Raw genomic sequence first — 14,052 nt, 5'->3', positions numbered from 1 at the left:
GGGGTCCCCGCCCCCCCCCCCCGGGTCGGGGCGGGGGCCGTTTTCCGGGGGGGGCCCGCCCCATTGCGGGGGGGCCCCCCGCGGCGTCCCCGCGCGGAGCGCGGGAGCGTCGGGCAGCCCCCGGCGAAGGGTCCCGGCCTAGGGTTGGGAGGGGCCGCCGGGGCCCTCCGGAGCACCTGCCCAGGGAGACAGTGCCATGAAGTACATGCTGATCATGCGCGCCACCGACGAGGCCTTCGCGGGGATGGAGGAGATCGGCTTCGACGCGCTGCTCGCCACCGTGGGCCGGTACAACGAGGAGCTGATCCGCGCCGGTGTGCTGCTCGCCGCGGAGGGTCTGGCCGAAGCCGCCGAGGGCGCGGTCGTCGACTACGCCTCCGACCCGCCCGTGGTCACCGACGGTCCCTACGGCGGGGCCGAGAAGCTGTTCAGCGGGTTCTACATCCTCGACGTGGCCTCCAAGGAGGAGGCGGTCGAGTGGGCCCGGCGGATGCCCCTGACCGGACCTGGCTTCAGGACCGAGATCCGCCGTGTCAGCACGATCGACGAGTTCCCCCAGGACAACGAGTGGATCCAGAAGGAGCGGGCGTGGCGCGAGGACACCGGCCAGCTCTGAGGACGCGCGGGCGGGCGCGGGTCGGTGCCGGAGCGCGGACCCGACCCGCCCGCCGCCCCGTCACACCTCCTGGTCGTACCGCTCGCGTGCGCGCTCGACGCCGTCCATGTTGTCGGTGGTCCAGTGCAGGAGCGCGTCGATCAGGTCCTGGAGGGTCTTGCCGAGCGCCGTGATGCGGTACTCGACGGCGATCGGGCGCGTGCTCGTGACGAGGCGCTCGACCATCCCGTTGCGTTCGAGGCGCCGCAGCGCCGCCGTCAGCGACTTCTGCGTCACGACGGGGATCGCGCGGCGCAGCTCGTTGAAGCGCTGGGGCCGCTCGCACAGCTCCTCCATCACCTGGAGCGACCACTTGTCGAGCACCTGGTCGAGGAGCTCGCGGTGCGAGGCGGTGATCCCGGAGGCGTAGGGGGCGGAGGGGGCGGTTTCCTGCATGACACCTGGTCTCGTTGAAGTTCCCTTTGTGCACCTAGTAGACATGGGATACCACCAAGGCGCAACCGGAGGGATCTCCCATGACCGTGCAGCTGTTCTCCCCCGAGGGCATGATGCAGCCCGTTCCCTACAACCACGTCTCGGTCAGCACCGGCACCCGCCACGTGCACGTCGCCGGCCAGATCTCGCGTGACGCCGACGCGAACCCCGTCGCGACGGGCGACCTGGCCGGACAGGTCGCGCAGGCCCTGCGCAACACCGCGCGCGGCCTGGAGGGCGCCGGGGCGACCTTCGCCGACGTCGTGCGCCTCAGGTTCTTCGTCACGAAGTGGCAGCCCGAGATGATGGGCGACTTCATGGCGGGCGTCGAGAGCGTCGCCGGGGAGCTGGGCCTCCCGCAGCCCTTCCCGCCCGTGTCGCTCATCGGTGTCGACTACCTCTTCGAGCCCGACGTGCTCGTCGAGGTCGAGGCGTACGCCGTCCTCGACTGACCGGGGCATCGCACTGACCCGCGCCCCGCAGGGCGCGGGTCCGCCCCTTCCCGCACCGGAGACGTTTTCACCGTTATGGGTGGCGGTACCCGAACACGCCGGACACCGGCCGGAACGCATCGCCTCCCCGCGGCCGACTTGCGGGAACCCGGACCGCGGGGAGGCCGGATCAGGCCTTTTCCAGGCGCCTCCGAAGACCTGAATGGAACAAGAGCGAAAAGGTCGACCAAAGAAACAGAACACCCCATATCGGCCGGTGACCCAGATCACTTTTGACCTCGTTGCCTGGAAAATTTCCGCGCCCCTAGGATGATCAGCCTCCGGGAAAACAGAATTCTCCTTTGCGTCTCCCGCTTCCCCGGGCCGAAAACCGAACGGACGAATGATGATCAAGGGCAAGCCCGGACTTTCCGACATCGTGGCATTCGACACCGAGATCGCCGAGCCGGACCGCGAGGGCGGTGCCCTCCGCTACCGGGGCACCGACGTCGCGGCCCTGATCGGCGCGGTGTCCTACGCGGACGTGTGGGGCCTGCTCGTGGACGGGGACTTCACCCGCCCCCTCCTGCCCGCCGAACCCCTGACCCTGGGCGTCCACACCGGCGACGTGCGCGCCGACGTGCAGTCGGCGATCGTCGGTATCGCCCCGCTGCTCGGCCTGCGCCAGCTGATCGACATCGACGTCGACCGGGTTCGGTCCGATCTCGCCACGACCACGGCCGTCATGCTCTCCTTCGTCGCCCAGGCCGCCCGGGGCCAGCACGTGCCGCGCGTGCCGCAGGCCGAGATCGAGCGCTCACAGAACATCGTGGAGCGCTTCATGGTGGAGTGGCGCGGCGACCCCGACCCCAGGCACGTCAGGGCCGTCGACACCTACTGGATCTCGGCCGCCGAGCACGGCATGAACGCCTCCACCTTCACCAGCCGGGTCGTCTCCAGCACGGGGGCGGACGTCCCCGCCGCCATCTCCGCCGCGGTGGGCGCCATGTCCGGCCCCCTCCACGGGGGCGCCCCCTCCCGGGCCCTGCACATGGTGAAGGAGGTCGAGCGCTCCGGAGACGCCCGCGGCTACGTCAAGGGGCTGCTCGACCGCGGCGAACGGATCATGGGGTTCGGCCACCCGGTCTACCGGGCGGAGGACCCCCGCGCCCGCATCCTGCGCCAAGCCGCACAGGAGCTCGGCGCCCCCCGCTACGAGGTGGCCAAGGCCCTGGAGGACGAGATCCTGTCCCAGCTCAGGGAACACAAGCCCGATCGCGTCCTGGCCACCAACGTGGAGTACTGGGCGGCCGTCATCCTGGACTTCGCGGAGATCCCGGACACCATGTTCACCCCGATGTTCACCTGTGCGCGCATGGCGGGCTGGAGCGCCCACGTGGTCGAGCAGAAGCGCCTGAACAAGCTCATCCGCCCCTCGGCCGAGTACGTGGGCGAGGTCGGCATCGCCCCGGAGTCCGTGGCCGGATGGGACGAGATGATCGCGCGCAACAGGGACCTGCGTTCCCGGGCCTGAAACGGCAGCGGTGACCGTGCCTGCCCCGGCGTCCGAAAGGGCTCGCGACCCCACCCCTCCCCCGTGACCTTGTACGTACAGCGATTTTTGCCGTCGAAACAGACGATAAGTACAAGATCTTCCTGGCGGGGGTCCCTCACATCACACGGGCAACGCACCCGTTCCGTTCAGGGGCCCGGACGAAAATGTCCGGTCGCGCGGGAAGGTGTTCCCGATTGCGAGGAGGATCCGAATGCGGGCCTTTCTTCCGGCCCCGGTCCTCCCCGCGCCGCCGAGAACCGGTACCGGTCGCGGGCGGGGCGTTCCCGCACCACCGGGACGCCCCGCACCCCCGGTCTCGCACGGGCCCGGCCGACGCGTGTCCCCGGCAGTCGCACCCGTGGGAGATGCTGGGATCATGACCGACCCTGACCAGCCGCGTGTCCCCGAGCCCGACGTCGAGCACCTGGCCGCCACGCTCCGGCGGCGCCGGGAGGAGCTGGCCGACGCCTCCGGGGTCCGGATCGGCCGCGGGGACGTGGTGCACAAGCTCGCCACGCACATGTGGGCCGGAGTCGCCGTGCCCGCGATCGCCTGCCACGCGGCCGTGGACCCGCTGCGGCTGACCGCCTCGGCGGGGCCCGTCACGTGTCGGCGCTGCCTGGGACGCGGCAGGGGCGAGCGCGACCGCCAGACCCCGGGACAGACCGCCCTGGACGTGTGACCTGCCGAGACCCGCAGTACCTCGCTCCGGCCCTCCGGTCCCCCTTGGCCCCGGCCGGAGAAGGCGGCCCCTCAGACCGCCCCCCACATGCGCCGGGGTTCGACCGGACATGCCCGATCGGCCACGTCTGTTCGTCCGCCGGATCGAGCCTTGTGACGCTCCTCCCTCGCCGGGCACGATGAGCGTGTTCCGAGGGCTTGAGCAGCGGAGTCGAATTCTGTGGATGAGATACAAGAGACCGGCGCGATCACGACAATCGTCTCCCGCCTCATGTCGTACGCGCGCTCCGTCCCCGAGATGGAGGCCGCCGGCTTCGCCGCCGACCCGACGAACGGACAGGCACACGTCGTCACGTACGCCGCGCTGGACCGCGAGTCCCGCCGCGTCGCCGCCCTCCTACAGCGCGACCTCTCCGTCGGGGACCGGGTCCTGTTGCTGTACGCCCCCGGTGCAGCGTTCTTCCCCGCGTTCGTAGGATGCCTCTACGCCGGGGTGGTTCCCGCGGTTGCCCCGCTGCCGGACGGCCAGCGGCACCGTAGCGACCGCCTTCAGGAGATGGTCCGCAGTGTCGGGGCCTCCGGCCTTCTGACGGAGGAGTCCGAGGCGGAAGACGTCGGTGCCTGGGTCGACTCGTTCGACATCCCGCTTCCCGTCGTCGTCACCGACCGCCACGGCGTGCTCCCGGAGGCCGGGACCTGGTCCGACCCCGGTGTCGGACCGGACGACGTGGCCTTCCTCCAGTTCACGTCGGGCTCGACCAGTTCGCCTCGCGGTGTCGTGGTGCGCCACCACAACATCGTCGACAACGCCGAGTACATGAGACGCCTCTCCGGATTCGGCCCCGGGAGCCGGTTCGGCGGCTGGCTCCCCATGCACCATGATTTCGGTCTGCTGTACCTGTTCCTGTTCCCACTCTGCTTCGGGGCCGGCACGTTCCACATGTCGGCCTCGGCCTTCCTGCGGCGCCCGCACTCCTGGTTCCACCTGATCGACCGCTTCGGCCTCGAATTCTCCGCGTCTTCCAACTTCGGCCTCGACTACTGCGCCCGCCGCGTCACCGACGAGCAGACCGAGGGAATCGACCTCTCCGGGTGGCGATCGCTCCTCACCGGCGCCGAACCCGTGCGCGCCCCGACACTTCGCCGGTTCGGCGAGCGGTTCGGCCCCATCGGGTTTCGCCCCGAGGCGTTCGCACCGGGGTACGGACTCGCCGAAGCGACGCTCGTGGCCACGTGCGACACCCGCGACCTGGCGCCGGATGTCGCTCGGGTCGACCCCGAACGCCTGGAGAAGGGCGAGTTCCACCCGGTCTCGGCGGATGAGCCCGGCCGAGAGATCGTCTGCTGCGGCGACGTGCACGGGGGAAAGCTCTACATCACGGGGACCGGGCCCTGGAGAGGGTCGTGGCGGTGGAGGCCCTCGGCCGCGGGGACACCGGTGCGTTCCTCGCCGCCCCGGGCCCCCCGCTCGCGGGCGGCCTGGTCGCCCTGCTGGGGGACGCGGCGCAGCGGAAGTGGTTCTTCGAACACTTCGCCGACGAGCCGGTGTGGACGTTCCTCGGACTCACCGAACCGGACCACGGCTCAGACGCGTCGGCCATGCGTACGGCGTTGACGCCGACGCCGGGGGGCGACAGCGCGACGCTCACCGGGGAGAAGCGCTACGTCGGCGACGCCTCACGCGCACGGATCGGCACGGTTTTCGCCCGTACCGGTCCTGGACCCCTGGGTGTCTCGGCCGTGATGGTACCGACCGGAACCGTTGGATTCCACGCCGCACCGCTGCCCGCCTTGCGGAGGAGACCACCCTCCGGGCCCTGGAACTCCTCGGGCCGGGGGCCAGATTCGCCCACCCCAGGCCGGAGAAGCTGGCCCGGGACGCCCGAGGAGTGGAGTTCATGGAGGGGACCACTCACATCCAACAAATCAACGTCGCGCAGGGCGTGGCCACCGGGAGGATCGGATGACGCGGGAGTGGCGGGAGGTCCTGCGCTACGCGGGACCGATGGTGCTGGCGGACGGCATCGGCACAGCGGTTCCCGTCGTACTGATCGCGCTCATCGGGACCATGGGGGACGAGGCGCTCTACGTCCGCTCGCTCTTCATGCCAGTGGTCTTCGCCTTCATCGCCGTCCAGATCAGCGTCGCGGTGACGACGCAGGTCGCCGTGGCCCTCAGCGCGGGACGCGAGTTCGACTCGGCGACGGCCTCGACACTGTGGCTCGCCCGCTTCGGTCTCGGCGCGACAGCCGTGGTCAGCGGAATCTTCCTGGTGACGGCGCCGCTCCTGGCAGATCTGCTGTCCGTTCAACCCGAGGCCCGCGATCAGTTCGTGCGGTTCGTGCGGTGGGTCGCCCTGGCACAGCTCACGGGGATCGGCCCGGTCGTGTTCGCGGCGACGCTCCGGGGGGCCGAGCGCCCTCGCCCGGCCGCGGCCCTGCTCCTGTTCGCCGGCGGCACGGAGGTGGCCGCGGTCGCGGCGCTGGGACTGCCCGGCGGCGCCGGCTGGGGGTTGTGGTCCGTGCCGGTCGCGATCGCCGGAGCCGGAGCGCTCGGCACCGCGGTCGGTTTCTGGCTGATCGTTCGCAGCGACCTGTGGAACCGGGGCCGACCGATCGGCCTGCGCCGCGAAACCGTCCTGCTCCGACAGGTCGGGCTTCCGGTGGGCAGCGCCCACGCGGTCATCTTCGCCAGCAACTTCGTCCTGACGTGGGTGGTCAGCGTGTTCGGGGTGGCGACCGTTGCGGGCTTCGCGGTGGCCTACACCCTGCAAACCATGATCATCGTGCCGGGCATGGCGATCGGGTCCGCGACGGCGATCGTGGTGAACCAGCTCCGTGGCAGGGAGGAGTTCGCCCGGCTCGGGCGTGTCGTGCGGGCTGGGCTCACCATCACCGGCGCGTTCTACGCCCTGGTCGCCGCCGGGTGCTGGTTGGGCCGCGAGTGGATCGCGGGGGTGATCGCCCAGGAGCCCGCCGCGGCCGCCGAGGCAGCCCGGTACCTGGAGCTGGTCGCACCCAGCTACCTGATCCTCGGAGTCGTGCTGGCCGGAATGTCCGTGCTGGAGCAGACCGGGGCGGGAATGCTCGCCATCACCCTGAACACCACCTACTTCGTGGCCATCTGTGCCGTCGGCGGCTATCTCGCGCGAGACGCCGGGGAGGCGGCGCCCCTCTACCAGGCCATCGCGGCCGTCAACCTTCTCGGAGCGGTCGTGATCGCCGCTGTCCTGCGACACACCCGTCGGCTGGCTCGGCCGGACACCAAAGCCCTCGCCTAGGTCGTGTTTTTTGGATCCTTCCGGGCTCGCGTCCACCAGGCTTCCTCTCGCCGCGCCTCTGCGCTCGTGAAGCACAACCAGGCTGAACTTCGCACATCGTCTTGCGAGAGATCGCCTGGACGGCCGCTCACCGACCCGAAAACCTCCAAAAAACACTCCCTAGCCGGTCCGCCCCACACACGCACGGGACGGAATCAGGACGACACCATGGCAGACCTGCGTACGGAGGGGGTCGCGGTCCACGGCTGCCGACCGGCCCTCGCCCCCACCACAGTGGGCCACGCAGTATCTGGACCGATATTGAGGTGCCTCGAAGCTTCCGGACAGCGTCCCTAACTACCATTGGGAATGTCCGGAAGGGAAGAGTAGTTGGCTCGCAAGAAACCGTACTCTCAGGAGTTTAAGAACGAAGCGTTCCGCATGGTGCTCGATGGGCCCCGCCCGGTCATACCTGTCGCGCGAGAACTCGGAATCCATGACACTACTCTCGGAAACTGGATCGCGGCATATAAGCGCGAACACGGGCAGCTGCCCGCCCAACAGGCCACCGAGAAGTCCCCGCGAGCGCGAACTGGAACGCGAAAACCAGAAGCTCCGCGAGCAGGTCGCTTTTCTAAAAAAGCTACCGCCTTCTTCTCGGCAGAGAATCAGTGATCTCCAGACACGAACTGATCGACGCGGAGAAGGGCAACCATGCGATCGTGGAGATGTGCGCCTGACTGGAAGTGTCCTCATCCGGATACTACGAGTGGCGAAACCGTCCTATGTCAGCGGCAGAGAAAAGGCGCGACCGGCTGAGCTCGGTGATCGCCACCGTTTTCGATGCCAACCACGAGAGCTACGGATACCGGTGCGTCCACGCCGTCCTGAAACGCTCCGGCGAACAGGCCGCTCCGGAGCTGGTGCGTCGCCTCATGCGGGGCCTGGGACTACAGGCCTGCCAGCCGCGCCTTTGGAGGCCGACGACCACAGAGGCCGACCGTCACCACCGCATCCCCGACCTGGTGGGACGGGACTTCACCACTGCGGAGCCGGGGCAAAAGTTCGTGGGAGACGTCACTTGTATTCCGACGTGGGAGGGGTTTCTTTATCTGGCGACCGTGATCGACTGCTGCACCAAGAAGGTCGTCGGGTGGTCGATGGCTGATCACTACAGGACTCCACTCCTGGAGAATGCTATCGATATGGCATCATCCAATATCGACATTCAGGAGGCGGCCGTCTTTCACTCCGACCGTGGCTCGAACTACACGTCGATGAGGTTCGCTGAGAAACTCGCTGGCGTGGGGTTGCTCCAATCGGTTGGGCGGACCGGTGTCTGCTGGGACAACGCCATGGCCGAATCCTTCTTCGGGGCGCTGAAGAACGAGTGGTTGAACCGCTTTGAGTTCACCGACCGAGCTAAAGCCAGACGTGAGGTTGTCAAGCACATCGAAGGGTTCTACAATCAGCGAAGGCTTCATTCGACGCTCGGATACAGGACTCCCCAAGAGGTTGAGGACGAGCATCTGAGTTATCGTCTCGCCGCCTGACGGTTCGCAAGAGAAGCTGTCCGAAATCTTGATGACCCCCCAGTCGTCGACGAGCACCGCCCTCCATAGTTCATCAGTCTGGGAGACCAGGCTTTCCAGCGGTTTCTCCAGATCAACCAGATCACTCGAATTCTCCATGAAAACCGGAACGACAAACACCGGCTCTTCCGACCCACAACCCATGGCGCACCTCAATCATAAAAAAACAAAAAAGGCCAATCACGCAAGGAGAGTTCATCGGTTCACCCCACGCGAAAGGTCAGCCGAAAAAGCCCAGAGGGCGACGCCTACCATATCCGCCCCGACCATGAAAGCATCCGAATGGATCAAAATTGACTTCTTGACACCACCACGGCATCCTCCTAGCCTGGGAAAGATCTCATGGGAGCGTTCCCATGGGATCGCTCCCAACCGTGCAGCGTAGATCAACTCTCCTCGGATAAGCCCGCCACCTGCGGGATCCCCCCGAAAGGTTGTCCGCTGACCCCCTCGCGAAAGGGTGGTGCGCCTACCTTCATGCCGGCTTCTGTCTTCGTCCTTCCCGTTCATGCAGACCACCGTGCACCCAGGAGTCACCGGAGGACTTGGACTCGCCCTCCGGACCCGACACCAGAGTGAACGCCGCCAGCCCGGCAATGAGCGCGCAATACATTCGGCACCCTCAGGCAACGCCCCACACCAGGGCTCTTCCCCAGGCTTGAGGCATTCATACACCCCCTCCAAAACCGCCGCTTCACGATGAGAAATGTCGAGAAATTGATATCCCTCAGAACAACCCGGGTCCGGGGTCCAAATTTATGCACACTTTGGATAAAGACATGAGTGGCAACTACGGGATACCCAAGGGACCGGAAGCGTTCGCCCCGGGCCTCCGGGAGGAGCATTTCGCCCAGCTGGCCGACACCCGTGTGATCGTGGCCATCGCCAACGGTGTGCTCCGGCAGGGAATGCGAACGCTTTTGGAAGAGTTGCCGCTCGGGCGCCTGCACAGCTGCCCGACCCTCCAGGACGCCGAGTTCGGTGCGACCGAGTTGCCGCGCTCCGTCCTGATCCTCGCCGAGGGCGAGTCCTCGCCCGCCGAATGGACCGTGATCCCGCCCGAGTTCAAAACCCTGGTCCTCCTCGCCAAGCCCTCCGGAATCGACTCGCTGGACCGGCACTCGCAGACCGATGGCCTCCTCCTGCAAGAGGAACTGAACGTGCCCCTCCTCGGCGACGCCCTGTCCCGCGTGCTGTCCGGCCAGTTCCCCTTGCCTTCCGCCGTGGCGCGCAGGCTGATGACCCAGGGCATCATCCAGAGGACGACACTGACCCGGGCCGCCCAGCTCACCGAGCGCCAGCACGAGACCCTGCGCCTGCTCTCGGAAGGGTTGAGCAACCGACAGATCGGTCACCGCTTGCGTATCTCGGAGCACGGCGCCAAACGGCTCGTGGCGAGCGTACTGACCAAACTCGACACCCCCAACCGCGCCGGCGCGGTCGCTGTCGGACTGCGCGAGGGGCTACTCCCCTGACGGGTGAGGCGAGCCGGAAGGAATCGCGACATGCCCGTGGGGCCGAATTCCCCCCGTAGGAAAGAGGAGTCCTCGAAACGGGGCGCGGAGCTGGTTTTCCGCGAAACAACACCGTGGTATCCACAATGACCGACATGGCCACCTCCCCGATCGACTCAGAATTCAGAGGAGTCGGATTCGTGTTTCCATGGATCAGTGTGACTCAGGCAGACACTGCCAGCAATGGCTGAAAGGGCGGCCGTGCTGGCATACCCGTTCGGGTGCGGGACCGTGCGATGTCAGAACGGGCCCGCACCGCTCCTGCGCCTTCACACGAACGCGGTGGGCGGCCCCGTTCCCCGCACCAGCGCCGCTCACCGCAACCACAGCCTGGCCGGTCCGCGCGGCAGAACCGCGGTAGTCCCACCGGGGCCTGCCCCGGGGTCGCCGAGAAGGCAGCCCAGACACCCAGGCCCATGCTCTGCCGCCCAGGACCGACCGGGTGGTAGCCCCACCCCTCGGCCGATGCCCCCACGAGGAGCAACCCGCGCTGCCCCTCAGCCCAGGTCGTCGGTGCCGGTGCGTTCGGTCGGGATCCGAGGGGTAGGAGCGGTGTTCCCACCAGGTGGCCGCCCGCCTGGGCGGAGACAGTTCCAGAGCTGCGGTGGAACGCGGTGAGAGGTGGGTGTTCGTCATCGCGCTCCCCCGACCATGTCGAGGTAGACGCGGACAGCCGCCGTGAGCTCACTGAGGTCCTCCGGGGCGTTCGGGCCCCGTTGGAGACAGGGGTGGGCGAAAGGATCGTCCCCTGGAAGTCGGGGCCGGGGCAGGGCCTCCAACCGGACCCGGACCCGGCCGAACCTGCTTCCGGACGCCGAATGCCGCACCGCGTTGGTGACCGGCTCAGTCAGGACCAGCAGCGGAGTCGCGGCCAGTTCCTCCGGCAAACCCGATCCGCAGCGAAGCCGGTATGAGTGGGGCCGAGGTCGCCAAGACGATGGGGTTCGGGGCTGCCAAGTTGTCGAAGATCGAGCGGGGTCAGGCCGCCGTCACGAAGGCTGACCTCCACCTGTTCTTCCATATCCTCCACGTCAGCGAGGACGTACAACCCGCGCTGCTGGAGCTCGGCGCCCAGTCCCGCCGACCGCGACGCGACCGAACCACGACCTTCGAGCGGGAACTGCCGGGCAAGAACTTCGAGAGGTACCTGGGTCTCGAAGAGATCGCCACCGGTATCAAGGACTGGCACCCCTACCTGATCCCCGGGCTTCTACAGACCCCCGAATACGCCCATGCGCTGATCTCAGCCCATCCGCTGCTGCTTCCCGACCAGGTGGAGCACCTCGTGCAGCTGCGCGTGGAGCGTCAGCGGACACTGCACCGAGGCTCCGACCCTCTGCACCTGTGGTCGATCGTGGAGGAGTACGCCCTACGCCGAACCATCGGCGGGAAGGAGACCCGCGACGCTCAGCTCCACCACCTGCTGAAGATCGGGCAGAAGCCCAACATCAACATCCAGGTCATCCCCGAATCCGCGGGAGCTCACGCGGGCCTGGACGGCGCCTTCGCGATCCTCGACGCCGGAAACCACCTGCCTCCGGTGGTCTACATCGACAGCCGAGGCATGAACACCTACGTCGAGGGCGTGACCGATCTGGCCGCCTACAAGGCGTCCTACGACCAGATCCAGTCCGCCGCGCTCTCCCCGGTACAGTCAGCCGCAGTGATCAGCGCGATTTTGGAGGAGAGCCGATGAGATGGACGAAGTCGAGCTACAGCAGCACGGGGGCGACTTGTGTCCAGGTGCGGTCTCCGCGTTCAGGCATGACCGAAGTCGGCGATACCAAGAACCCCAACGGTCCCACTCTCACCATCCCCAATGCTGACTGGGACCACTTCCTCGACCATGTCGCGGACGGGGAGTCCGACTTCGGTCGCCTGCGCGCCGAGTTCCTTCCCAACGGCGGTTTCACCCTCACCGACACCATCTCCCCGGACTCCCCCACCCTTGCCTACACCAAAGCTGAGTGGGACGCCTTCAAGCTCGGTGTCGAGGCCGGAGAACTCCGGGTCGGCAGCCTTCGTGGAGTCCCCGCCGGCCGCTGAGTCCGCCGCGAGAGTCGAAACCGAAGGTACTGATGCCCTCCGGAACGGGTGGGCATCACTTCTGAACTACCGACCTCCTGTGCAAGGAAGTTCGGCACCATGCGGTCCTTCGAGGTAGTCACCAGCGACGGCGTTCGTTTGGACGCATCCCTGCATCCGTACGGGGGAGAGACCTCCCGGGGAACGATCATCCAAGCTCACGGGATCACCGTGGACAAGGATGAGGGCGGCATGTTCGTGCGCCTGGCGGAGGCACTCGCCGACCGTCTGACCTGCTGCTTTGTTGCTCAAGAGAGCCGACGAGGGGACTTGAACCCCTAACCTATCGCTTACAAGGCGATTGCTCTGCCAATTGAGCTACGTCGGCCGACCGCCCGGAACCGCTGGCCCCGGGTGCGTCCAACCGCATGTTACCGGTTCAGAGGGTGCCTGGCCCACTCGGATGCGCTCTGGCCGCGAAGTCCGGCGGGGCAAGGCCCACCGTCCCCAACTGGTCACTCGCCGCGACGGGTCGGACACCCCTGGCGGGCCCGGATCCGCCTGTAAGTGATCGGACAAAAAGGTGCCTGATGCGGCTTATGTCCGATTAGCCATCGCCTCCCCCGGAAACGACAGGGGGAACATGCCCCTCACGCGGGGCGGAGAGGTGGGATGGACATGGCTGGCAACAGAGGCGTGGTGTACCAGGGAGCGGGCCGGGTCGAGGTCACCGACATCGCCTATCCGGACTTCGTCCTCAGGGACGGCCCCGGCGTCAACCCCGCCAACGTCGGACGGCAGCTCCCCCACGCGGCGATCCTGAAGGTCGTGGCGACCAACATCTGCGGCAGCGACCAGCACATGGTGAGGGGCCGCACGACCGCACCGCAGGGCCTGGTCCTCGGCCACGAGATCACCGGCGAGGTCGTCGAGACAGGACCGGGCGTCGAGTACGTCGAGGTCGGCGACCTCGTCTCGGTCCCCTTCAACATCTCGTGCGGCCGCTGCGTGAACTGCAAGGCACGGCGGACGGAGATCTGTCTCAACGTCAACCCGGACCGTCCCGGCTCGGCGTACGGCTACGTCGACATGGGCGGCTGGGTCGGAGGGCAGGCACAGTACGCGCTGGTCCCGTACGCCGACTGGAACCTGCTGAAGTTCCCCGACCGGGACCAGGCGATGGCGAAGATCCTCGACCTGACGATGCTCTCGGACATCTTCCCGACCGGCTACCACGGCTGCGTCACCGCGGGCGTCGGCGTGGGTTCGTCGGTGTACGTCGCGGGCGCGGGACCCGTCGGACTGGCCGCGGCGGCGTCGGCGCTCCTCCTCGGTGCGGCGGTGGTGATCGTCGGCGACCTCAACGAGGAGCGGCTGGCCCAGGCCCGCGGCTTCGGGTGCGAGACGATCAACGTCGCGGAGGGCGACCCGGGGGACCAGATCGACCAGATCCTCGGCGCCCCCGTGGTGGACTGCGCGGTGGACGCGGTCGGCTTCGAGGCCCACGGGACCGGCGCGGACGCCGACCAGGAGGCTCCCGCCAGCGTCCTCAACACGGCGATGGAGGTGACGAAGGCCGGCGGGTCGATCGGCATCCCCGGCCTGTACGTGACCGGTGACCCCGGCGCCCCTGACGAGGCGGCGAAGGTGGGGTCGCTCTCGATCCGGTTCGGGCTGGGCTGGTCCCGGTCGCACGCGTTCTTCACCGGCCAGTGCCCGGTGATGAAGTACCACCGGGAGCTGATGGCGGCGATCCTGAACGACCGCGTGCACATCGCCGACGCCGTCAACGCCGTGGCGATCCCGCTGGAGAACGCCCCGGAGGGCTACCGGTCCTTCGACAAGGGGGCGGCGAGCAAGTACGTCCTCGACCCCAACGGGTTCCTGGGCAGCGTCGCGGTCTGA

General features: G+C 67.8%; 12 protein-coding genes, 1 tRNA gene and 2 pseudogenes. 13 read left to right on the top strand and 2 right to left on the bottom strand.

Going from position 1 to position 14,052, the window contains the following annotated elements; translation table 11 throughout:
- Positions 1-196 precede the first annotated feature (196 nt).
- Positions 197-616 carry a YciI family protein gene (locus ACFWTE_RS18545; protein WP_378780754.1) on the top strand — a complete coding sequence of 140 codons (420 nt, stop codon included), beginning with the start codon at positions 197-199 and terminating at the stop codon, positions 614-616.
- 60 nt (positions 617-676) lie between these two features.
- Here the strand turns inward: ACFWTE_RS18545 and ACFWTE_RS18540 are convergent, their stop codons facing one another.
- A complete protein-coding gene (locus ACFWTE_RS18540; protein WP_378780752.1) occupies positions 677-1,051 on the bottom strand; it encodes a winged helix-turn-helix transcriptional regulator in 375 nt (124 codons plus the stop codon).
- A gap of 80 nt (positions 1,052-1,131) precedes the next feature.
- Between ACFWTE_RS18540 and ACFWTE_RS18535 the strand changes: the two genes are divergently transcribed.
- From ACFWTE_RS18535 to ACFWTE_RS18485, 11 genes and pseudogenes are all read left to right on the top strand, one after another.
- Positions 1,132-1,542, top strand: a complete 411-nt coding sequence (locus tag ACFWTE_RS18535) for a RidA family protein (RefSeq protein ID WP_378780751.1) — start codon at positions 1,132-1,134, stop codon at positions 1,540-1,542.
- Between the two features lie 385 nt (positions 1,543-1,927).
- Complete coding sequence (locus tag ACFWTE_RS18530) at positions 1,928-3,055, top strand: citrate synthase 2 (protein ID WP_378780750.1); 1,128 nt, start codon at positions 1,928-1,930, stop codon at positions 3,053-3,055.
- Positions 3,056-3,452: 397 nt separating this feature from the next.
- Complete coding sequence (locus ACFWTE_RS18525; RefSeq protein ID WP_378780749.1) at positions 3,453-3,758, top strand: hypothetical protein; 306 nt, start codon at positions 3,453-3,455, stop codon at positions 3,756-3,758.
- A 219-nt stretch (positions 3,759-3,977) separates the two neighbouring features.
- Entirely contained in the window at positions 3,978-5,372 is a 1,395-nt protein-coding gene (locus ACFWTE_RS18520; protein ID WP_378780748.1) for an AMP-binding protein, read from the top strand.
- Positions 5,357-5,482 (top strand): annotated as a pseudogene (locus tag ACFWTE_RS18515) (hypothetical protein); the annotation flags it as partial. The gene ACFWTE_RS18520 and the pseudogene ACFWTE_RS18515, both read left to right, overlap by 16 nt.
- 41 nt (positions 5,483-5,523) lie before the next feature.
- Positions 5,524-5,724, top strand: a complete 201-nt coding sequence (locus ACFWTE_RS18510) for an acyl-CoA dehydrogenase family protein (RefSeq protein WP_378780758.1) — start codon at positions 5,524-5,526, stop codon at positions 5,722-5,724.
- Entirely contained in the window at positions 5,721-7,037 is a 1,317-nt protein-coding gene (locus tag ACFWTE_RS18505; protein ID WP_378780747.1) for an MATE family efflux transporter, read from the top strand. The genes ACFWTE_RS18510 and ACFWTE_RS18505 overlap by 4 nt, the downstream gene beginning before the upstream one ends.
- A 420-nt stretch (positions 7,038-7,457) precedes the next feature.
- A pseudogene (locus ACFWTE_RS18500) lies at positions 7,458-8,569 on the top strand (IS3 family transposase).
- A gap of 818 nt (positions 8,570-9,387) precedes the next feature.
- Positions 9,388-10,083, top strand: a complete 696-nt coding sequence (locus tag ACFWTE_RS18495; RefSeq protein WP_378780746.1) for a response regulator transcription factor — start codon at positions 9,388-9,390, stop codon at positions 10,081-10,083.
- A 931-nt stretch (positions 10,084-11,014) separates the two neighbouring features.
- Complete coding sequence (locus tag ACFWTE_RS18490; protein ID WP_378780756.1) at positions 11,015-11,818, top strand: helix-turn-helix domain-containing protein; 804 nt, start codon at positions 11,015-11,017, stop codon at positions 11,816-11,818.
- Positions 11,815-12,168, top strand: a complete 354-nt coding sequence (locus ACFWTE_RS18485; RefSeq protein WP_378780745.1) for a DUF397 domain-containing protein — start codon at positions 11,815-11,817, stop codon at positions 12,166-12,168. The genes ACFWTE_RS18490 and ACFWTE_RS18485 overlap by 4 nt, the downstream gene beginning before the upstream one ends.
- A 294-nt stretch (positions 12,169-12,462) precedes the next feature.
- Here the strand turns inward: ACFWTE_RS18485 and ACFWTE_RS18480 are convergent.
- A tRNA-Thr gene (locus ACFWTE_RS18480) sits at positions 12,463-12,535 on the bottom strand.
- Positions 12,536-12,825: 290 nt separating this feature from the next.
- Here ACFWTE_RS18480 and fdhA point away from each other — a divergent pair.
- Complete coding sequence (gene fdhA / locus ACFWTE_RS18475) at positions 12,826-14,052, top strand: formaldehyde dehydrogenase, glutathione-independent (RefSeq protein ID WP_378780744.1); 1,227 nt, start codon at positions 12,826-12,828, stop codon at positions 14,050-14,052.

The sequence above is a fragment of the Nocardiopsis sp. NPDC058631 genome (assembly GCF_042716955.1).
In the GTDB taxonomy this organism is placed as follows: Bacteria; Actinomycetota; Actinomycetes; order Streptosporangiales; family Streptosporangiaceae; genus Nocardiopsis.
This window is presented reverse-complemented; position numbering and strand designations above follow the sequence as displayed.